The 20,643-nt window shown below is 64.2% G+C and carries 16 protein-coding genes; 2 read left to right on the top strand and 14 right to left on the bottom strand.

From position 1 onward, the window contains the following. Positions 1-2,070, top strand: a complete 2,070-nt coding sequence (locus BN3560_RS08400) for an alkyl/aryl-sulfatase (RefSeq protein WP_096227708.1) — start codon at positions 1-3, stop codon at positions 2,068-2,070. 525 nt (positions 2,071-2,595) lie between these two features. Here the strand turns inward: BN3560_RS08400 and BN3560_RS08395 are convergent. From BN3560_RS08395 to BN3560_RS08345, 11 genes are all read right to left on the bottom strand, one after another. Continuing rightward, positions 2,596-4,023: a glycosyltransferase family 2 protein gene (locus tag BN3560_RS08395; protein WP_096227707.1), complete on the bottom strand. Its 1,428-nt coding sequence runs from the start codon at positions 4,021-4,023 to the stop codon at positions 2,596-2,598. After that, positions 4,020-5,135 carry a HEAT repeat domain-containing protein gene (locus tag BN3560_RS08390; RefSeq protein ID WP_096227706.1) on the bottom strand — a complete coding sequence of 372 codons (1,116 nt, stop codon included), beginning with the start codon at positions 5,133-5,135 and terminating at the stop codon, positions 4,020-4,022. Before BN3560_RS08390 ends, BN3560_RS08395 begins: the two co-directional genes overlap by 4 nt. Further along, entirely contained in the window at positions 5,132-7,372 is a 2,241-nt protein-coding gene (locus BN3560_RS08385) for a hypothetical protein (RefSeq protein ID WP_096227705.1), read from the bottom strand. Before BN3560_RS08385 ends, BN3560_RS08390 begins: the two co-directional genes overlap by 4 nt. 15 nt (positions 7,373-7,387) lie before the next feature. Then, positions 7,388-8,950, bottom strand: a complete 1,563-nt coding sequence (locus BN3560_RS08380) for a CotH kinase family protein (RefSeq protein WP_096227704.1) — start codon at positions 8,948-8,950, stop codon at positions 7,388-7,390. A gap of 10 nt (positions 8,951-8,960) precedes the next feature. Further along, the gene (locus BN3560_RS08375; protein ID WP_096227703.1) at positions 8,961-9,644 is read right to left on the bottom strand and encodes a DUF4956 domain-containing protein; all 684 of its coding nucleotides are present in this window, start codon (positions 9,642-9,644) and stop codon (positions 8,961-8,963) included. A gap of 12 nt (positions 9,645-9,656) precedes the next feature. Continuing rightward, positions 9,657-10,352 carry a polyphosphate polymerase domain-containing protein gene (locus BN3560_RS08370; protein WP_096227702.1) on the bottom strand — a complete coding sequence of 232 codons (696 nt, stop codon included), beginning with the start codon at positions 10,350-10,352 and terminating at the stop codon, positions 9,657-9,659. 193 nt (positions 10,353-10,545) lie between these two features. After that, the gene (nrfD, locus tag BN3560_RS08365) at positions 10,546-11,439 is read right to left on the bottom strand and encodes an NrfD/PsrC family molybdoenzyme membrane anchor subunit (protein ID WP_087190083.1); all 894 of its coding nucleotides are present in this window, start codon (positions 11,437-11,439) and stop codon (positions 10,546-10,548) included. A gap of 6 nt (positions 11,440-11,445) precedes the next feature. Next, a complete protein-coding gene (locus tag BN3560_RS08360) occupies positions 11,446-11,988 on the bottom strand; it encodes a 4Fe-4S dicluster domain-containing protein (protein WP_096227701.1) in 543 nt (180 codons plus the stop codon). Then, positions 11,988-14,189 carry a molybdopterin-containing oxidoreductase family protein gene (locus BN3560_RS08355; protein WP_096227700.1) on the bottom strand — a complete coding sequence of 734 codons (2,202 nt, stop codon included), beginning with the start codon at positions 14,187-14,189 and terminating at the stop codon, positions 11,988-11,990. Before BN3560_RS08355 ends, BN3560_RS08360 begins: the two co-directional genes overlap by 1 nt. A gap of 50 nt (positions 14,190-14,239) precedes the next feature. Continuing rightward, positions 14,240-14,920, bottom strand: a complete 681-nt coding sequence (locus BN3560_RS08350; protein WP_096227699.1) for a molecular chaperone TorD family protein — start codon at positions 14,918-14,920, stop codon at positions 14,240-14,242. A 73-nt stretch (positions 14,921-14,993) separates the two neighbouring features. Further along, positions 14,994-15,755: a ferredoxin-like protein gene (locus BN3560_RS08345; protein ID WP_096227698.1), complete on the bottom strand. Its 762-nt coding sequence runs from the start codon at positions 15,753-15,755 to the stop codon at positions 14,994-14,996. A gap of 389 nt (positions 15,756-16,144) precedes the next feature. Between BN3560_RS08345 and BN3560_RS08340 the strand changes: the two genes are divergently transcribed. Then, positions 16,145-18,283: an aldehyde ferredoxin oxidoreductase gene (locus BN3560_RS08340; protein WP_096227697.1), complete on the top strand. Its 2,139-nt coding sequence runs from the start codon at positions 16,145-16,147 to the stop codon at positions 18,281-18,283. Between the two features lie 184 nt (positions 18,284-18,467). Here BN3560_RS08340 and BN3560_RS08335 read toward each other — a convergent pair whose 3' ends face one another. From BN3560_RS08335 to BN3560_RS08325, 3 genes are read right to left on the bottom strand one after another with little or no spacing between them, the layout of a single operon-like run. After that, entirely contained in the window at positions 18,468-19,190 is a 723-nt protein-coding gene (locus tag BN3560_RS08335; protein WP_096227696.1) for a ferric reductase-like transmembrane domain-containing protein, read from the bottom strand. Positions 19,191-19,194: 4 nt separating this feature from the next. Further along, on the bottom strand, positions 19,195-19,920 hold the full coding sequence (locus BN3560_RS08330) for a TorD/DmsD family molecular chaperone (protein ID WP_096227695.1): 726 nt from the start codon (positions 19,918-19,920) through the stop codon (positions 19,195-19,197). A gap of 60 nt (positions 19,921-19,980) precedes the next feature. Continuing rightward, on the bottom strand, positions 19,981-20,631 hold the full coding sequence (locus tag BN3560_RS08325; RefSeq protein WP_231897371.1) for a 4Fe-4S dicluster domain-containing protein: 651 nt from the start codon (positions 20,629-20,631) through the stop codon (positions 19,981-19,983). Positions 20,632-20,643: the final 12 nt, after the last annotated feature.

Below are 20,643 nucleotides of genomic sequence, written 5' to 3'. Positions count from 1 at the left end.
ATGACCAGCAATCATCGCATCGATCGACGCACGTTCATCGCCGGGACGTTCGCAACCGGGGCGCTCGTGGCCGCCGGGGCCGCCGTGTGCGGCTGCTCGGCCAACGGCGCGAGCGGCGGGGGCGGCTCCTCCGCCGCCGCAGGCTCCGCGCTCGGTAACCTCACGGCCGATCCCAAGCCGGCCACCGAAGCCACGCGCGACGCCAACGACGCCGTGTACGCGCTGCTCGACTTCTCCGACGAGCGGGAGCGCGAATTCGCCAGCCGGGGGCTCATCGCCGCGCCGGACGCGCTCGAGATCGCGGACGACGCCGGCAAGGTGGTGTGGAGCCAGAAAGCCTACGCGTTTCTGGACGGAGCCGACGGCCAACCGGCCGGCGCGCCCGACACCGCCAACCCCAGCCTCTGGCGCAACGCGCAGCTGAACCACCTGTTCGGCCTGTTCGAGGTCGCCGACGGCATCTACCAGGTGCGCGGCTACGACATGACCAACATCACGTTCGTGCGCGGCGAGACGGGCTGGATCGTGTTCGACCCGCTCATGAGCTGCGAATGCTCGCGCGCAGCCTTCGCCTTGGTGACCGAGCACCTGGGTGAGCGACCCATCACCGGCATCGTGATGAGCCATCCACACGTCGACCATTACGGCGGCATCAAGGGAATCGTCAGCGAGGAGGACGTGGCCGCGCACAGCATCCCCCTCATCGTCCCCAGCGGCTTCGCGGAGCACGCCGTGGCCGAGAACGTGTATGCCGGCAACGCGATGGGCCGCCGCGCGGGGTATCAGTACGGCACGTTTTTGGAGCCGGGGCCGCAAGGCAAGCTCTCCATCGGCATCGGCATGGGGCAGTCCACCGGCACTGTGTCCTACATCGCACCGAACGACCTGATCACGGCCACGGGCGAGACGCGCGAGGTTGACGGCGTGCTCATGGAGTTCCAGATGACGCCCGGCACCGAGGCACCAGCCGAGATGAACACGTGGTTCCCCCAGTTCAAAGCCCTGTGGGTGGCCGAGAACTGCACGGCCACGCTGCACAACCTGTACACGCTGCGCGGCGCCGAGGTGCGCGACGGCAACGCATGGGCGAACTACCTCATGGAAACGCTCGCGCGCTACGGCGACCTGGCCGAGGTGACGTTCCAAGCGCACAACTGGCCGCACTGGGGCGCCGAGTTCATCCGCGAGTACCTGGTGAACACCGCCGCGATGTACAAGTTCATCGCCGACCAGACGCTCATGTACTTGAACCAGGGGCTCACGTCAAACGAGATCGCGCACCTGATCCAACTGCCGCCCGCGCTCGAGCGAAGCTGGTACACGCGCCAGTACTACGGCACCATCGCGCACAACGCGAAAGCCGTCTACCAGAAGTACATGGGCTGGTACGACGCGAACCCCGTGCACCTGAACGCGCTGCCGCCGGGGGAGTCGGCGGGCAAGTTCGTCGAGTACTTCGGCGACGCGGATGCCGTGCTGGCGAAGGCCCAGGCCGACTTCGACGACGGCCAGTACCAATGGGTGGCCGAAGTGACGAACCTGCTCGTGTTCGCCGACCCGTCCAACCAGCCCGCCCGCCTGCTGTGCGCCGACGCGCTCGAGCAGCTAGGCTACGCGGCCGAGTCCGGCCCGTGGCGCAACGCCTACCTCACCGCCGCAAAGGAGCTGCGCGGCGGCGTGGACGCCGACCCGAAGTTCCGCGCCAGCGGAAGCGCCGACATCCTACGCGCCATGACGCCCGACATGATGCTGGACTACCTGGGCATCCTGCTCGACGCGAACGCGGCCGCCGACCTCGACCTCGTGGTGAACCTCGCGTTCACCGACGACGACCCCTACGCGCTCACCGTGCGCGCGGGCGTCGTGCTCTACGAGCGCGGCGTGCAGTATGCGGACGCCGACGCCACGCTCACCCCGCCGCGCCTGGACCTGTTCGCCATCCTCAACCGCGACGAGAACGCCCAAGCGAAGAGCATCCAGGTGGACGGCGACCCCGACGTGCTGAAGAAGCTCACCGAGCACCTGGTCGACTTCGACTTCTTCTTCAACATCGTGGAGCCGCAAAAATAGCCCAAAAGGAGGCGGTCCCTCTTTTCTTCCAGCTGCCTCACCTGCGGAAATACGGTATTGAAAGTTAGGATTTCCACGGATGGGAAAATCGGATTATCGCAATGTCGAGAAAGGGGGCAGCCCCTTTCTCGACATTTTCGGCCGCGATCCTGTCTTCGTATTTTCGGGTTCTCAGATGCACAGAACGTGCCGCTGTGAAGTTCGCGAGGGGCGTTTGGCTCATCCCATCATTTTCCGAGCAGGGGAAACGCTCCCCCAGAAACCATGAGTGCGCGTGCAGGAGTAACGGAGCCCACCAAAACACTTCACCGCGTTGATTTCTGTGCATCGGAAAGCATTTTTTTACGAGGTACTCCTCCGGCTGTCATCTCGTTCGGCGTGCGCAGCATGGAGTTGAAGGATCCCGCGCGGCGCGAGCAGGAAGCGCTACGGCTGACATCGCATGGGGATCGTTCGACTCGCTGCGCTTGCTCAGGACGACAAGAGCCTCTCGCTCGGAACGACCAGGAGGGATCGTTCGCTCGTTCAGTTCTCGACGTCGATCTTCTGTCGCTTGATGCTGCCCCAGCGGCCGCGGTTGCGGCGATAGCCCAGCAGCGCGAACATGCGGGTGGTGGCCAGGACGAAGCGGAGCACCGTCACCTCGAAGAGCGACAGCAGCAGCGCCTTCGCCACGTCGCGCGGGGAGAGCTTGAGGTCGCGGGTCTGCACGCGCGAGAAGAACGCCGTGAGCGACATCACGGCCCCGAACACGGCGTAGATGCCGAAGAACATGATCATGAACGGGATGTTGATGAAGTTGAACGCCACAGCCACCGCCACCGTGGCCAGGCCGAACAGCTCGATGGCGGGAGAGAGCAGCTCGTAGATCAAAAAGTACGTGTACGAGAAGAAGCTCACCAGACCGAACCGCAGGTTGGCGAACATGCGCCAGTGCTTCGTCATGGTCTCGAACAGGCCGGTGTGCCAGCGACGCCTCTGCTTCACCAGGTCGCGCAGGGTCTCGGGCGCCTGACTCCAGCAGATGGCGTCGGGCGCGTACTTTATCAGGTAGTCCCTGCCGTTGGTGCGGCAGAACACGTGCAGCTTCGTGACCAGCTCCATATCCTCGCCCACCGTGTCCAGGTCGTAGCCGCCGCACGCGATGGCCAGGTCCTTGCGGAACAGCCCGAACGCTCCCGAGATGATCAGGTTGCCGTTGAACTGGTCGAACAGGATGCGCGCCGACAGGAAGGAACGATCGTACTCCAGCACCTGCATGGCGGGGATGATCTTCTTCGGCAGCGAGTAGTTGGTCAGGCGGCCGTCCTTGATGCTGATGCCGTTGGAGATGCGCACGAGCCCGCCCACGGCCACCACGTTCTCGTGCTCCACGAGCGGCGCGGCTATCTCGCGCAACGAGTCGTACTGCAGCACGGAGTCGGCGTCGATGCAGATGAAGTAGGGGTACTGCGAGGCATTGATGCCCATGTTGAGCGCATCGGACTTGCCGCCGTTCTCCTTGGAGATGAGCGTGACCGGAATGCGCCCCACGCGCCCGTACCACACGCCGCGCTCGGGCGCGCAGGGCACCTGCCGGCGGACGGGCCGGTCGATGGGGTGCAGGTCGAACGCGTCGATGACCGTCTGCGCGGTATCGTCGGTGGAGCCGTCGTCCACGACGATCACCTCGTAGAGCGTGTAGTCCAGGTTGAGCAGCGAGCGCAGGGAGCTTTCCACCGTCACGCTCTCGTTGTAGGCGGGCACGACGATGGTGATGGGCACGTAGCAGTCCACCTCGAGCGTGCTCTTGTAGTGGGCCTCGCGCTTGCGCCGGTGCAGGATGGACGAGCCCACCGTCACCGACAGGAACAGAAACGTCGAGTACCCGATGAGGTACAGCACGAAGAACACGCCGACGAAGTACAGGAAGCCCTGCACGATCGCCGCGGCTGTCACGGTGGTGGCGATCATACCGGAAGCGCCTCCTTCCGCTTGCGCTCCTCTTCCTCCACGCGCTTGAGCTCCCAGTGGTAGGCGAGCATGTCGCGCGCGTAGGCGTCGGGGCCGTTCATGACGTCGGCGAGGTCGTCGAGCGCGAGGCCGTAGTCGTACAGGGTCTTCGCCGCGTTGTTGCGCACGAACCACGAGGGGCTCGAGAGGCACCCCTTCAGCGCCTCGACGGCCTCCATGCCGGGATAATTCGACAACGCCGTGGCCGCGATGGCCCGGTACTCCCAGCGCGCCGGATCGTTGTCGGAGGCGAGTTTGAGCAGGTCGGCCTCGGCGGCCGGCCAGTGCCGGCGCATGAAGTAGCGGATGCACGCGAGGCGCACTTCGAGGTCCTCCCGCTCGTCGCGCATGAGGGCGAGGATGACGTCGGGATCGCCCAGACCCGCCATGCGCAGGTAGTTGACGAGGGCCGCGACGGTGTGGGGGCTGAAGCGCCCGACGCGCTCCTTGAGCTCGGCCTCCAGCTCCGTCGCCTCGCCCGCGAACGCGAGCGCGGCCTCCGTGATGAGCTTGGGGCTGTGGAACTCCCCGTCGCGCTCGAGCGTGGCGATAGCCTCGGCCAGCGCGCGGGCGCTTCCCACCTGCGAAAGCGCTTCGAGCGCGTTCTGCCGAGCGTAGAACGAGCCCTCGCGCACGTAGCGCAGGAGCGCCTGCTCAACGGTGTTGCCGGCCGGCCGTTCGCGGTACCAGCGCTTCACGATGTAGGCGAAGTAGGCGCGGTGCAGGTCGTCCTTCTTCGCGAAGTGGTAGGTGAGGTGGTCGAACACCGTGGCGATGCCGTGCAGGTAGCGCTCGCTCTTGGCGGGGTCCTGCTCCAGCAGATGGCCCATGGTCAGGTCGAACGACTCCATGCCGGCCATCCGGCGCATCGCGCGCTCGAGCGTGCGCTTGTGCTCCTCGGTGGGAAACGCGGCGTTGCGCTCGATCTCGTCGCCCAGCAGTTCCGCGAGCCGCTTCGTCCGCGCGTCGAAGCGCTTCGCGTGCAGCTTCTCGTAGGCCAGGTACCCGAAGTTGAACGCGATCATCATCACGCTGATGAACAGGTAGAACGCTATGAGCCACTCGATCTTCACGAGGTGCCGCCCGCTACGACGGCATCCGTCGTCTCACCACCCGTTGCCGCGTCCTCGCGCCACAGCTCCTCGGCCGGGACGCCTTCCGCCCACATCCGCTGCACGATGTAGTAGCTCTCCTTCAGGCGCTCGTGGTACGTCACCTTCGTGCCCCAGCCCTTGAGCGGCTTCTCGAACAGCGGGATGGCCTGCCCGTCCGCGCCGTCACCCACTCCCACGTACATGCGGTCGATCTTCATGTTCTCCACGCCGTAGTGCTCGTAATAGTCGTCGTGGATCTGCATCTCGGAGGGATTCGAGAAGTTCAACAGCTGCCACGGCAGCTTGATCTCCACGAACCCGTCGCCATAGCAGAAGTCGGCCATCGAGTCGAAGTTTTCGTGCGCGGGGTTCGCGTCCCCGTAGACGAGTTTGCCGGTCTCGTAGGACTCGAAGTAGAAATTGTCCGCGATGGCGTTCTTCTGGTTGGCGACCGCATCTGCAATGGCCTGGGTTTCCGTTATGGTCTGCAGCACCAGGTCGATGTGCTTGAACCGGGTCGTGTCCTTCGCAGGGATGTTCTCATAAGGATCCTCGCCGGTCGTGGTGCGCAACGCCATGGCGCGCATGACCTCGTAGCGTTCCTGCACCAGCACGCGGCTCTCGTCCTCGCCGTCGAGCACGATGAGGAAGTCGGCCGCACGCTCGAACGACACGACCGGGTCGGCGCTGGCCGTTGCGCCCGTCTTCTGCGTCGTGTCCACTGGCAGGTACAGCGGCGTGCCCGGTCCGACGTCGCTTCCGCGCACCATGAGGTACACAAACTTCTCGTCGTACTTCATCGACAGCGTGCGACCGTCGGCCTCGCCGATCACGTCTGCGTCCGTCCACTCCTCGTCGTCGCCGTCCGCATAGCTCACGCTGCGCTCCGTGCCAGGGTCGAACGACAAAAGCCCGAAATACTGCTCGTTGGTCTGGTAGTCGCTCCAGTAGGGCGTCTTCAGCAGATCCACGTTGGCCATGGTGTTCCACGTGCGTTTGAACCATTCATCTTGCCAGGTGAAGATCACCGACCCCGCGCATCCCGAAGCCATGATATCGACATAGGAGCGAACGATGGCCCTCCCTTGGTCGTCCTCGCTCATGCCGCCCTGGTTGCGACCGGTGTTCGCGTCCACCTGGGCGCGCCCGCGCGAGCTGGGCACGCCGAACTCCGATATGACAACCGGCACGCTGTGGTGCGCAACGAGCGTCTCCAGATACGCGCGGTAGGTGTTCACCTGGCCCGTATCGTCCACAGCGTTGGCGTATTCGGGCAGGTACTGCAGGTAGTCGGGATAGTAGGGGTACACGTGGTAAGAGGCGAACATGCCCGACACCACGGTCTCCTCGGCCACGATGTTCTCCACATCCACCTGGCTGTACTTCTCGAAGAACAGCTGCAGCGGCAGCGGATAGCTCATCGGGTCGGTGGTGGGCCAATTGCTGAAAGCAAGCAGCCGCTGCTGCTTGTAGCGCTTGGACTCGTAGCCCATCAGGTCATCGCCCACCTGGGCGAGCATGATCTCGAACGCGCTCGCCTCCGACGTGCTGCTCACGTAGGAGCCATGGTAGGTGCCCATGCCCTCGTGCGTGCGATCGGTGTAGATGACGGTAGGCGCCTCCCATTCGACGCCCAGGATGTAGCCGAGCACCCATGGCGAGATGTCCTTCGTGTACATGCCCGTTCCGGACAGCCGGCCAAGCTCGATCCAACGTTGGCCGTGTATCACGTCCACCACCGTGCGCGCATCCTCTTTGAACCGCCCGAGATAGGCGGGGTCGTATGCGTCCATATGGGAGTTCTGCGCGTAGTCATCGATCCACACGCCGTGGATGAGGTAGAGCGGATCGGGATTATCCTTGTTGAACTCGTAGAAGGCCTCGTAGAAGTCGGTGCCCAGCAGGATGTAGACGCGGATGGTGTTCGCACCCATATCCTTGACCTGCTGAAACCATCGCAGGTACGTCTCCTTGTCGATGGCGTAGTCGGTGGCGAAATGCCCGGGGATGCCCGCGCCCATGTCCACGCCGCGTATCTCGAAATCCTCCCAACCGTCGCCGCGATCGATCTGGATCGCACGTCCCTCTTGGCGCACCCAGGCGGTCACGGGCTTTGAGGGGTCGAGATCGATGCTCACGCTCGTGCCGAACACGGCGAACGCCGCACAAGCCGCCAGCGCGAACAGGCACGCGGCAGCGATGATGAACTTCTTCACGGACCCCTCCCTTCCCTAATGGTTGAACTTCTTGACGGCCGACTCATGAGAGTATTGGCGCAGATGCTCGATGGAACCGTCGAGCCACGCACCGCGCTCCGTCACGAACGACTTCAACTGATCGATGGCCTCGTCGAACGAGCGCGGGTTCCGCTCGTCAGGCTCAACCTTCTGCGCATGGGAAACATTTTCAGCGTCGAGCAGATAGCCCCACACCTTGAAGTTGCGCTCCACGACCGGGCCCAGGTACTCCGTCGTCTCGTCGATGTAGGCGTTGAGGTGCTCCTCGCTCAACGCGCCCGCCCGAAGCTCCCTATAGCGGCTGATCACGCGCTCGGTGAACGCCTCGTCTTTGAATAGCATGAAGTACCACGCACGATCGACCAGGTAGAACTTGTCAGTAGGCGTGGCCAGTCGATAATTGTCGAACACGTTGTTGAAGTCCCAAGGAGGCCCCAGCGTGAGCTTGCCCCGAACGTCCTTGTACAGATACGTCGAGTAAGCGGCGAAATCGTCGTTGATGACGAACTCGTTCCACACGAAAGAATCAACGAAGCTGTCGACGTCGATGTAGTTGACGTATCCGTAGTCGCGGGTGTCGTAGTCGTACGAGAACAAAGCCTTCTCGAACGAGCTCACATCCTGCTCGATCCACGCCTTCTGCTCATCGGTGAGCGTGGTCGCGTTCGGATACTCGATGTTCATGTACTTGCTCAGGCGCAGCGTGTAGCGGAGGAAATCCGAGATGGTCAGCGGACCGGAGCCCGTCAGATCTATGCCGAGCACGTAGCTGGTCGTGGGGCTTTTCGGATCGGCGGGGTTGAGGTCGAGCCGGCCGTCCTCCACCTTCACCGTCTCGGTTGCCAGATAGAGTCCCTGGTACTCGCCGTCGATGAACAGCTCGCAATAGCGCACGTCGGGCACGTAGTCGTTCATGAACTCGCCAGCGATGCCGTACGCCAGGTAGTTTCGCATGAGGGTCTTGTCGAGCGAGGGACCGTGCAGCGTCCACGTCTCGCTCTTCGCCATGCCCAAGAACTCTTGGTCGTTGTCGGTTCCGTCGCTTTTCACGAACGTGATCTGGTAGTTCTTCTTGTCGAAAGCGCGCGATGAGTTGCCGCGGATGCGCAGCAGGCACGAGCTTTCAATCTCAGGCTCGTCGGAGAGCCGGTTCGCGCGCACCGCGTCCTGGCTCTCGGCGTCGAAGGCGACCAGGCTGGCGGTGATGGACGGCTCGCCGGAAGGCGCAGCAGTGACGACGGCCCGGCCGTCTCCGCCTTCGATGGTCTTGCCGTTCTCGTCGCGGACGAGCTCGCCCGGTATCTCCTGCCCGCCGGTGTCGATGCTCACGACCGGCAGGTGCGAGGCGAAGGTGGCCGCATCGGTGTTGGTGCCGGACGCCGCCGCGCGGTCGGCCTCTGGCAGGTCGGCCAGCTGCTGGGCTTTTTCATGCTGATGGTACCGCTCCGGCAGCAGCTTGTTCGCGTCCGCCAGCGTGCCCACGACGCCCGCAGCCACGACGGCCGCGATGGCCGCCACGGCTATGAGCTGGTATTTCCTGCCTCGCAATGCCTCCATGGCCAACGCGCTAGCTGCCTATCTCGTCGTTTTGCGCCACGATGTTCACGTAATCGATGCCACCGAGGGCGTACAGCTCGTCGGTGATAGGGCGCTCGGCCTTCTTCTGCGCGCGGTCGAGCATGCCGCGGGACAGCTCGAACATGAACTCGACGTCGGTTTCCGTGGTGTTCTTCACGCGCTGCACGGCGCGGCCGCCGAAATACTCGTACACCTTGCCCTCGATGGGCAGCTCCTGCGTGCGCGCGGCGCGCACTATCAAAAGCGTCCGCACGTCGTTGCGCACGCGCCCCAGGATGAGCAGCACCACGAACACGGCCACGCTGCCGATGGCCGCCGCCAGGAACATGCCCACACCGCAGCAGATGCCGCAGATGATGGCCCAGAAGATGTAGGTGGTGTCGCGCGGGTCCTTGATGGCCGTGCGGAAGCGCACGATGGACAGCGCGCCCACCATGCCGAGCGACAGCGCGATGTTGTTGCCGATGACCGTCATCACCGTGGCCGTGAGGATGGTGAGCGTGATGAGGTTGATGTTGAACTTCTGCGAGTAGATGGTGCCCGCATGCGAGATCCAGTACGACACGAAGATGGCCAGGCCGATGACCACCGACACGCCCACGCGCAGCAGGAGGTCCTCCACCGTGGGCGCGCCCGTGGTGCCCTGGAACAGCTGGTACAGTTGCTCTTTCACGCTCTCTCCTCTTTAGAACTGGTACGCCATGCGCGCGCCGCGCGCCAGGCAGTACTTGCTCACCGACAGCTCGCTCTTGTCCGCCATATTCAGCACCGACCGGACGTAGCTGAGCAGAAAACCGTCGAACTTCACTTCCAGCACCACGTTGAACGGGTCGAACACCGGATACAGGGGCAGCTTCGGGTCGAACAGGTCGTAGTTCAGCTCGGTCGCGCGGATCGACCGGTCGAACGTCACGCGCGTCTTGTTCTCCTTCGCGATGAAGGCCGTGCGGTCGTACTCGACGACGGCCTTCGGCCGATAGCCGTTGATGCTCATGAGCGCGTGCATCTCCGCGGCGAAGGGCTCCTCGCGACCGAGCAGCACGTCGAAATCGCCGTCGATGAGGCGGCGCGCCTCGGCCTGCGTCAAGGGCAGCGAGCGCTTCCGCTGGTTCTCTCCCTGCTTCTGCTTGAGCTCCAGCAGCGCGAAGTCCGCCGCTGGGTCGTACACGCGCAGCCGCACCTTGCGGCGCGGATCGGTGCCGAACAGCTTCTCTGCGAAGTCGCGGTCGTGCAGCGTGTCGAAGTAGAGCGACCGTACCGGGTAGCCGCGTGAGCCATTGTGCGGATCGCCGGGCATCACTTGCGAGAGCAGCCCTTCGAGCTTCTTCGCACTCGTCAGGTCGACGAGGAACTTCTTCTCTTTTCGGCTAATGTTTCTCATGCGGGACTCAGGCTTCTCTTTATTAGAAAGCTGATTTTACCGTTCCCCGAAGGCCCGTGCAAAATTTACGGTTCCGCAACACTTCAACTCAATCAACGGTTGAGTCAACCTACACACCGTCCCTTTCATGCAAAAAAACGCCGCCCCTCGAAAGGGGCGGCGCGTGGCAGATGCACTACTTGTTCGGTCGCAGCTACAGCATGGGCACCGTGATCGTCACCGGCAGGGCCGCCATGACCACCAGGAAGCGCAGCAGGAAGCCGCCCACCAGCACGCCGGCATCGGAGCCGAAGCTGATCCAGTGGGCCTTGCGGCTCTCCTCGAACTCCTTCGGGCTGAAGAACAAAAGCCATGTCTCCAGCGCCGTGGGCAGCACGAGGCCGATAAGCACCAGGCCGATCCAGAACAGCGGCGCGTACTGGCCCACCAGCAAGCTCATGACCGAGTTCCAACCCGCAACGGAGTTGAAGCTGGTAATGAACATGAGCGAGGCCACCAGCACCAGCTCGATGATGGGCAGGCAGAAGTGGAACTTCTTCAGCACGCCCACGCGGTTGAACTCGTCCGCATGGCGGATAACGGCCACCAGCAGCACGCTGGCAGCACCGGCCGAGACGGCCGACACCAAAAACAGGATGGGCAGCAGCGCGTTGTTCCACAGCGGGAACGTCTTGCACACGCCCAAGAGCGCGCCGGTGTACACGGCCACGCACACCGCGAACACCACGCCCACGATGTCCAGCCACACCGGCACCGACTTCTTAAGGAAGTCCAGCACCACCACGACCAGGGCCACCACGGTGAAGCCGCCCAGGAACACGACGCCCCACGTCATCACGGAGCCGAAGTTCGTCAGCAGCAGCGCGAAGCGCAGCGGGTTGTGCAGGCCTCCCTCGGCATCGAACATGAGCAGCACCAGGCCGATGATGACCGCGATGGGGGCGATGAGGTGCCCCACCTTGCGCATCGACACGGCCTCGGGATGGCGCCAACCCAGGAAGGCGGAGGTGATGAACGCGCCACCGCCCAGACCGGCGAGGAACAGGTACCATGCGATGATGGCGCCCCAGATAGGTTCAAAAGACATCGCTCATCACCTCACGTAGAATACTTTGGATTTGGTCAGGTCGCCCGCTATGGGCTGGGCGTTCGTCGCGGCGATCTCCTTCGAGATATCGCTTTCGGGATCGTCCAGGTCGCCGAAGATGCGGGCGTTCGTCAGGCACGCCTCCACGCACGAGCACATCTTCGTGCCGCTCGTCTCGGCCGACACCGTGCAGAAGCGGCACTTGTCAACCGTGCCCGTCTTCTCGTTGTGCACGCGAACCTGGTAGGGGCAGGCGGCCATGCAGTACTTGCAGCCGATGCAGCGCCCCTCGTCCACTCCCACGATGCCATCGGCACCGATGAAGGCCGCGCCCGTGGGGCACACGGCCACGCAGGGGGCGTCCTCGCAGTGCATGCACTGCAGCGGCACCGTCTCGATGGCCACGTTGGGATACGTGCCCGTCTCGTGCTCCTCGTAGCGGATGAAGTCCTGCGTGGGCAGCAGGTCGTTCTGGCGCTGGCAGGCCACGCGGCACGCGTAGCAGCCGATGCATTTCTTGGTGTTGATGAGCATTCCGTAACGGGCCATTACGCACCTACCTTCTTAACGGTCACGACCGCCTCCTGCGTGCACGCGCCCCCGTAAGCCGGCTCCAAATGGAACGGCACGAAGTCCATCTGGCGCAGGCCCACCTCGTAGGCGGTGTGCTGGTCGGGCGACGAGCAGCCGTAGTGGCTGGGCATGTACAGCGCCGTGGGGTTCATGCGCTGCGTCACCTTCGCGCGGACGCGGCCCGTGTGCTGGGGGTTCGACACCTCCACCTCGTCGCCGTCCTCGATGCCCAGGCGCTTGGCCACGTCGGCGTTTATCCAGACGCGGGTCAGGTCGTAATCCTTCGTGATCTGCATGAGGTCTTCGATGTTCGCGGTCTGCGTGTGGCTGTGGATGGCCTGCTTGCCGCCGATGAGGCGCAGCTCGTCGCCCATGGGCATGACGGCCGGCTCCACCCACACGGGTGCGGCCGACAACCCCGCCTTCTCGCACGCTTCGCTTGTGAACTGCACCTTCTCGGTAGGCGTCTTGAACTTCGGCGCCGTGCCGTAGGCGAATTCCTTCTCGGGGAAGTGCGCCGTGCCCGTCTGCTTGAGCGCATCGAGCGAAAGGCCCACCGTCTGCAGCTGCGCGTCGGCCAGCTCGTCCACGCCGAAGCGGAAGTACTCGCCCACGCCGCACGCCTCGGCCAGCTCGGAGAATATCCGGTCGACCGGCTTCGTGTTCGGGTGCACCACGTCGATCACCTGGTCGCGCAGCGCCACGGCCGGCACCTTGCCGCCGATGAACTCGGGCAGCTCCAGGCGCTCCAGGTAGCTCGTGTCGGGCAGCACGTAGTCGGCGAGCATCGCCGTCTCGGACATCTGCACGTCCACGACCACCATGAGGTCCAGCTTGCCCAAGAGCTCGGCGAGCTTCGCCGTGTTCGAGTAGCCGGCGGCCATGTTCGAGTTGTAGAAGAACATGCCCTTCACGGTACCGTCCTCGGCGGCCTGGGCGGCGGCGAGGTTCGTGCCCATGCTCGACAGCGCGAGCGGGTACTCGGCCGCGCCCACCTGCTTGCCCTCGGGCTTCTTCGGGTCGGCGAAGCGCTCGTCGGCCAGCTTGCCGGCCGACACGCTGGGCGTGAACAGGGCGCCGCCCTTCTGGTTCCAGCAACCCAAGAGCGTGTTGAACAGGCAGATGGCGCGCGCCGTCTCGCCCGAGTTCTCGTACGAGCAGCCGAACGCACCGCGCCAGCTGGGCTCGATGGAGGCCGCGGGGGCCGCCTCGGCGAACTCCATGGCCAGGCGCGCGATGGTGTCGGCCGGGATGCCCGTGACGCCCTCGGCCCATTCGGGCGGGTACTCCGCGAGCTCCTTTGCCCACTCGTCGAAGCCGACGGTGTTCGCGGCCACGAACTCCTTGTCGTAGCGGCCGCGCGTCACCAGCACGTTGCTCATGGCCAGCACGAGCGCGAGGTCGGTGCCCGGGTTGATGGGCACCCATTCGTCGGCGAACACGCGGCTGTTGTTGCAGCGCGGGTCCACCAGCACTATGTGCGCGCCCTTCTCGTGCGCCTTCTGCAGCGCGACCACGGAGCTGGGGCGGATGGCGTCAGCGTAGCTGCGGCCGATGAACATGGTCATCTTGGAGTTCGCCACGTCGGACGAGTAGCTGCCCGTGCCGATGGCCTGAGTCATGCCGCTTTCCTTGGACAGGTTGCAGGCGGCGCCGTGCGTGTACACGTTCGCCGACCCCAGCGCGTTCATGAAGCGCTTCGTGTAGTACTTGCCGCTGGGGCGCGGGTCCTGCACCATGGCCAGTGCCTGCGGGCCGTCGGCGTCGATAATGGCGCGCACCTTCTCGGCAATCTCGCTGTACGCCTGGTCCCACGAGATGGCCTCGAACTTGCCCTGCTCGTTCTTCTTCAGCGGGTCGGTGAGGCGATCCTCCGAGTAGGCGATCTGCGAGTAGCCGTAGCCGCGGGCGCAGAGCTTGCCCTTGGAGTAGGGGTGGTCGGCATCGCCGATGAGCTTCGTCAAGCGGCCGTTGACCACGTAGGCCGTGTAGCCGCATTTGCTCGAGCAGGCGTTGCACAGCGTGTGGACGGTCTTGGTCTCGCCGCCTCCCGATGCGTCATCAGCATGCGCCTGCTCCCAAGCGTCGAAGCCCATATAGCCGGCTGCCGCCGTGAGCGCAACCGCCCCAGCGCTGCCAGCCAGGAAGCTTCGCCTGGTTATAGCGTTTTCTGACATAGCTGTTTCCTCTCTGTATGCATGCACGTGAGTTCTCTTATCGTCGGCGCTCATGCGACCACCGCATCGGCGGTCGTCTGCTGCGCGCGAATGGCCAGGATCACGTCGACGAGCCCGATGTAGAAGCGGGCCTCGTCCTCCAGGGCCAAGAGCCGCATGCGGTACGCGGTGAGCCAGGCGAAGCGCTCCGCGAGGAACTGCCGGGCCTCCTCCCGCATGCCGGACCGCAGCATCACGGCCACGAGATCGAGCTCGAGCGCCAGGTGGTCGGGGCACGCCGAGAACGCCGGCGGCACCTCCATGCCCAGCCGCTCGACCAGCTCGCGCAGGTAGTGCGCCGAATCTCCCAGGTACAGCCCCTGTTGCTGCGAGAACGGAGCGGGCGCGGCCCCTGCAGACCACGTGCGGTAGAGCGACTCCACCGGCACGGCGGACTCGGGGAGCCCTCCCGTGAAGTGGCGGGCGGCGAAGGCCTGCTTCTCGTCGTATGTCGGCGGCGCGAACAGCGCGTTCACCTCGCCCGACGACAGGAACTCCTGCAGCGGGCAGCGCTTGCGCGCCCGTGCGAGGGGGGCTGCCTGCACGCCCAGCTCGTCTGCCTGCATGACGCGGCGGGCACCGTCGAGGAAGTCCGACCACAGCGAGCTACCCACCAGCTGGCTCCAAGAGCCCTCGTCCACGGGGCCAAAGCACTGGGCAAGCACCGAGAACACGGCCTCGTCTTCCATCATCGCTCATCCTCCTTTCCGTTTTCGCTGCTTTCCGAGCCAATGGCACGGAAAGCGGGGGCTGCACCGGGCGTCATCACGCCTGCACGAGGGTCGTCGTCCTCACGACGCCCTGGTCGATGACCTTCTGCGCGATATCCTCCCAGTCGATGAACTTGATGGCGCCGTTCGGGCACTGCTCGGCGCAGCGGCCGCACGAGATGCACTTCGTGGACACGCCCGTCTCGGAATCCACTACCGGCATGTTCCACGGGCACGCCTGGCTGCACATGCCGCAGCCGATGCAGCGGTCGGCGTCCACCTTGCGCGCACCGGACTTCTCGTCGGCGTAAATGGCATGCACGGGGCAGTAGTTCATGCACGCGGGATCCTCGCACTGCTTGCAGTGCTCCACGGTGAACTCGCAGTTGCCGTAGGCACCGTCGGTGCTGCCCACGTTCGTGCCGAAGTTGTAGTTGGGCCACACGCGAACGCGCGCGATGTGCTGGCAGACGCGGCCGTCGTTCTTCAGCGTGCACGCCATCTCGCAGCGCTGGCAGCCCGAGCAGCGGGCGCGGTCGGTCACGATCATCTTCGTGGGCGTCGTGCGGATCTCGATGCGCCCGGAGGCGATGGACTTCGACGTCACGCCCCACGAGGCCAGCACGCCGCCGACCACGAGGCCGGCAACGCCGCAGCCCGCCATGGCCAGCACGCTGCGCCGCGTGAAGGTTTTGCTTTTACGATCCCCCTCGCCTGCCACGTTCTCGGGCGCGGGCGCGGTTCCGTTCGTCGCAGGCGCGCCGCTCGGGACGCCCTGGTCCTCGGAGGTGTTCTGGTGCAGATTGGAATCTGACATAGCCTGGTGCTCCCTCCCTCACTTAAGTTCCGTGAGTGTCGTTTCCGTATGCCTCCCCCGCCGGCGCGCTCGTGCTCGCTCGTCTCCCCGCCGTCGCCTTCGCGCGGCGGGCGTGCGCCCTCGGGGTGGCTGCGCTCGGCTCGCTTCCGATTCGCGGTACCACACAACACTTGGAAGTATGCCGTGCGCTGGATGGACGCCCTCCCCTCTTTGAGGGAATTCTGCTTCCTGAACGGCGATTTTGCGGAATTACCCCCAAAGAGGGTATACCCTGGGCGCGCGGGTCGGCATACTGGCGGCACGACGATTGTTGTCAGCGCTCGCATCGCGGCCGACGGTTCCCACACAACACGAACCTCAGTAGTCTATCCAAGATTTGGAGATGCAACATGGCTGACGAAACATCGTACGGATGGGCCGGTAAGATCCTCCGCGTCAATCTGAGCACCGGCTCGGTCACGACGCAACCGACCGACCCCTACAAAGAATACATCGGAGGCATGGGCCTGGCGAACAAGATCATGTTCGACGAGGTTCCCGCCGGCACCGATCCCTTCTCCCCTGAGAACAAGATCGTCTTTGCCGTAGGCCCCCTCACGGCCTCCGGCGTGCCCCTGGCCGGCCGCACCACCATCTGCTCGCTGTCCACGTTCTCGAAGGACCACCTCATCGTCGATGCCCACTGCGGCGGCATGCTGGGCGCGAAGATCAAGCTGGCCGGCTACGACGCCATCGTGGTGGAGGGCGCCTCCAGCAAGCCCGTGTACCTGAACATCAAGAACGACCAGGTGACCATCAAGGACGCCTCCGGCGTGTGGGGCCTGGGCACCCGCGCCGCCACCGAGGCGCTCTGCCGCAAGGAGAGCGTGCAGGCCTGCGTGGCCGCCATCGGCCCCTCGGGCGAGAACCTCACGCCGTACTCCTGCATCATCAACTCGCGCAACCACTCCGCCGGCGCCGGCACGGGCGCGGTCATGGGCTCGAAGATGCTCAAGGCCCTCGTGGTGGAAGGCGACGGCTCCGTGAACGTGAAGGACCCGCAGACGGTGGCGGACCTGTCCGACTACATGCTGCGCGAGATCATCGGCTCGAACAACAACCACGTGGTGCCTTCCACCCAGCAGGAGTGGGCCGAGTACTACGACAAGGGCTCCCGCTGGACGGCGCGCAAGGGCCTGTTCTGGGAGGCCGCCGAGGGCGAGCCCATCGAGACGGGCGAGCCGAAGCCCGGCGAGATCAACACCGTGGGCTACCGCTGCATGAAGTCCACGAAGGACCTGGGCGAGGCCGCCTCGAAGTACACCATCAAGATGAACGGCTGCCACAGCTGCCCCATCCACTGCTACTCCGACCTGCGCGTGGAGGGCACGAAGGAGACCACGGGCTACGAGACCGCGGGCAACACCTGCGCGGCGAACTTCCCCGTGAGCGTGTACATGGAGCCCTTCCTGAAGATGGGCCTGAAGGACGACGGCGACCTTTCCATCCTGTGGGACACCACCACGTCCAACACGATGGACAACCTGGGCCTGTGGTGCAACTACGCCCAGCTCTACCGCGACATCGCCTACTGCCACGCCAACGGCGTGTTCAAGCGCGTGCTGCCGGCCGACGAGTACGCCTCCATCGACTGGGGCAAGTTCGACGCCGATCGCCGCGACCCCACGGTCATGATCGAGATCCTCACGAAGATCGCGCAGAACGACTCCGAGATCTCGTATCTGGCCCACGGCCCGTACGTGTGGTGCGAGCGTTGGAACGAGCAGGCGTGGTTCGACAACGCGAAGTCCACGCTCATCAACTACCGCGGCTGGCCCGTGCACCACGCCATCGAGTGCTTCGGCCAGGTGGGCGCCGTGTACAACATGATGTTCAACCGCGACGACATGATCCACTCCGCCGTGAACTTCCAGGGCTGCGGCCTGCCCTTCGAGCTGAAGCAGCAGATCGCCGAGGAGGTCTGGGGCGGCGCCGACGCCATCGACCAGGACAAGAACTACACGCCCATGAACGACCACAAGGCGAACTTCGCCTGGTGGAGCCTCGTGACCGACGTGCTGCACGACTCGCTCACGCTGTGCAACTGGGTGTGGCCCATGACCATGAGCCCCACGAAAGCTCGCAACTACCGCGGCGACCTCGACCTGGAGGCCAAGTTCTTCAAGGCTGTGACCGGCGAGGACCTGACCACCGACGACCTGTACCAGGCCGGCGCCAAGATCATGACGCTGCAGCGCGCGAACACGGTGCGCGGCATGACGAAGGCCGACGGCTCGCTCGGCAACAACGACCTGCGCGCCGACCACGACGTGATCACCGCCTGGGCCTTCGACAAGGACCCGGACAAGAAGCCGTTCACGGAAGGCACCGACAAGATGGACCGCGACGACTTCCAGACGGCGCTCGGCATGGTGTACGGCAAGTTCGGCTGGGACGAGAAGCTGGGCTGCCCCACGGCCGCCTGCCTCGACGCGTACGGCATGGCCGACGTGAAGGAAGAGCTGCAGTCGCTCAACCTGCTGCCGTAAACTGACAACCTCGAGCAGGCGCCGGCCTCCCCCTCCTTCCCCTTTCCCGGCGCCTGCACCCTTATACATGCAGAAGGCCCCGACATCGTCGGGGCCTTCTGCATGGAGGCGCGGGAGCTGCATCAAAAGCCTCGCCTCGCCGTCTCTCCCGGGGCGAGCGTAGGGCAAGAGCAGAGCACTTGCCCTACGAGGCGGTCACCTGTCGGGCTTGCGATCTGGGGTCTTTGATACAGCCCCCTGATTCCCGCTTGGCGCGAGCCACGCGCAACACGGCGTACGCGCCGAACACGACCGTGTAAGCCGCCACGCTCTGCACGGCTGCAGCGCCACCACCGAGAGCGCTCGGCAGGAGCATGGCCAGCACGTGCACGTACGTCAAGCCGAAGAACACGTAAGCCCACTTCTGCACCTTGACCCATATCTGCTTGCTCATACGCGCCTTCACGGAATTGAACGACGTGACGCCCAGCACGACTAGCAGCACGGTGATAGCCGCTGCCACCGCCAACCCGACGGCGACGAAGGGGTTAACGCCACCCGCCCCCATCATGCGCGGCACGTACGACAGGCAGTACGCGACGATATGCCCGCATACCAGGATGCATGCGATGACGGAAAGCTCGGCACGGATGGGCATGAGATGCTTGCGCGGCCCCGAATCGCGCGGGAGCGCGCCGATGAACATCACCACCGCGAACAGCGCAACCGCAAGGGTGCCCTTTTGCAGCAGCAGGAACAGCACGCTGCGAACCGGAGCCGGCAACGGCAGCCAGCCCTGCAGCCCCGCAACGTAGAGCACCATCAGGATGCCTGCCGACACGTACCACGCCACCGGCACCTTTTTGATGGCCGGTTTCAGCAGAAACGCCGCCGCTGCCGTACATGCGAACACGATCAGAAACGTCATGCGATCACCCCTTGCAGGACGCAGAGCTCACAATTCCAATATCGGCTCCCGTTTCGGTCGCCAGTTCACCCAAATAGCGCACACCCAAACGGGCAAATGCACGATATTCTCCCAAGCGGCTGAAGTCCGCCACTTCCTGCATGAAAGCAGGAAGCCACTTCAAAGCATGATCGCTGGCAAACGAGCACAGACGGTCGCGCCATTCCCTCTCGGCGTCACCGTCTCCAACTCGAAGCGCCTCGCCGATACAAGCGTGTAGATGCGCCAGAAACTCGAATTCGTGGAATACGCTGTCGACAGGTTCTCGGCACAGATCGACCGTGACCACGCCCGCTGCTGCCATGCAGCGCTCGACGTCCATCGAAATGCGAGTTCGGAACAGCGACGGAGCTCCTTCGGCGCCCACCATACGATGTAAAAAAGGACTCTCGTAGGGCCAAATCGGCACGTCGACACCAGGTGCCAGGAAAAGGCGGCTGTACTCGCGTCGCAACAGCCCTTCGTCGGTTTCAGCGAAAGCCACAGCACAGCGACTTGACAAGCGCGCATCGCCCGCCGATTCCCTGCCGCACGCATCGACGATGCTCGCACGCCAATCATCGAGAAATGCCCCGTCGGAAAGCGCTTGGGCGAGCTTACCGTCCGGAAAGGAGAAGCCAGTCGCCAGAAGTGATGCGAGGTCGGATAAACCTACAGCCCGATGAAGCTTCCATTCGATGCCTTCACCCATATGAACCACTCCACCTATTGGGGAGCCGTCGCGCACAGCAGGACGCGACGGCTCAAACGGCTACTTTGTGAGATAGAACACATTGGGGCTGGTTCCCGCCGATTCGCGCAACTTGTAGTAGCTGCGCCCTTCGATGGCTTTCGATACATCGGACTCCGGGTCGTCCAAATCGCCCCAGAACCGGGCGCGACCCATGCACAGTTGCATGCACGCCGGCACTTCGCCACGATCGACCAGGTTATGGCAGAACGTGCACTTTTCCACCGTGCCAGCCTCGTGCGTCGGTGCATCAGCTTCACCCACCACAACATCGAGATAATACTCGGGCGCACCTTCGTTCATCGACCGCACGTGATCGTACGGGCATGCCATCATGCACGCGCGGCAACCGATACACAGCGAGTTGTCGACATATACGATGCCGTCAGCACGTTTCTTCGTCGCACCTGTCGGGCATACGCTCAGGCACGGGGGATTGTCGCAGTGCTGGCATTGCACTGGCAGGAATTCCAGCATGCAGTTTGGAAACTCGCCGAATGCATTATCGTTGGCAGTAGCGCCATGCACGACTGCCGTGCCGAAATCGTCCGGGTTGGTGCTCGTCCTTGTATACACCGTGTTGTAGGTTATATCCTTGGGCAGATTGTTGGCGATCTTACATGCCGTGGCGCATGCTTGGCAGCCAACGCAGCGCTCAAGGTCGATAGCCATACCATATCGAGT

It is taken from the genome of Gordonibacter urolithinfaciens, from assembly GCF_900199375.1.
Classification (GTDB): Bacteria; Actinomycetota; Coriobacteriia; order Coriobacteriales; family Eggerthellaceae; genus Gordonibacter; species Gordonibacter urolithinfaciens.
This window is presented reverse-complemented; position numbering and strand designations above follow the sequence as displayed.

Coding starts and splice junctions, on each gene's coding strand:
- BN3560_RS08335 (WP_096227696.1), bottom strand. CDS start 19,190: ATGACGTTTCTGATCGTGTTCGCATGTACGGCAGCGGCGGCGTTTCTG.
- BN3560_RS08400 (WP_096227708.1), top strand. CDS start 1: ATGACCAGCAATCATCGCATCGATCGACGCACGTTCATCGCCGGGACG.
- BN3560_RS08350 (WP_096227699.1), bottom strand. CDS start 14,920: ATGATGGAAGACGAGGCCGTGTTCTCGGTGCTTGCCCAGTGCTTTGGC.
- BN3560_RS08370 (WP_096227702.1), bottom strand. CDS start 10,352: ATGAGAAACATTAGCCGAAAAGAGAAGAAGTTCCTCGTCGACCTGACG.
- BN3560_RS08340 (WP_096227697.1), top strand. CDS start 16,145: ATGGCTGACGAAACATCGTACGGATGGGCCGGTAAGATCCTCCGCGTC.
- BN3560_RS08325 (WP_231897371.1), bottom strand. CDS start 20,631: ATGGCTATCGACCTTGAGCGCTGCGTTGGCTGCCAAGCATGCGCCACG.
- BN3560_RS08380 (WP_096227704.1), bottom strand. CDS start 8,950: ATGGAGGCATTGCGAGGCAGGAAATACCAGCTCATAGCCGTGGCGGCC.
- BN3560_RS08355 (WP_096227700.1), bottom strand. CDS start 14,189: ATGTCAGAAAACGCTATAACCAGGCGAAGCTTCCTGGCTGGCAGCGCT.
- BN3560_RS08330 (WP_096227695.1), bottom strand. CDS start 19,920: ATGGGTGAAGGCATCGAATGGAAGCTTCATCGGGCTGTAGGTTTATCC.
- BN3560_RS08360 (WP_096227701.1), bottom strand. CDS start 11,988: ATGGCCCGTTACGGAATGCTCATCAACACCAAGAAATGCATCGGCTGC.
- BN3560_RS08395 (WP_096227707.1), bottom strand. CDS start 4,023: ATGATCGCCACCACCGTGACAGCCGCGGCGATCGTGCAGGGCTTCCTG.
- BN3560_RS08345 (WP_096227698.1), bottom strand. CDS start 15,755: ATGTCAGATTCCAATCTGCACCAGAACACCTCCGAGGACCAGGGCGTC.
- nrfD (WP_087190083.1), bottom strand. CDS start 11,439: ATGTCTTTTGAACCTATCTGGGGCGCCATCATCGCATGGTACCTGTTC.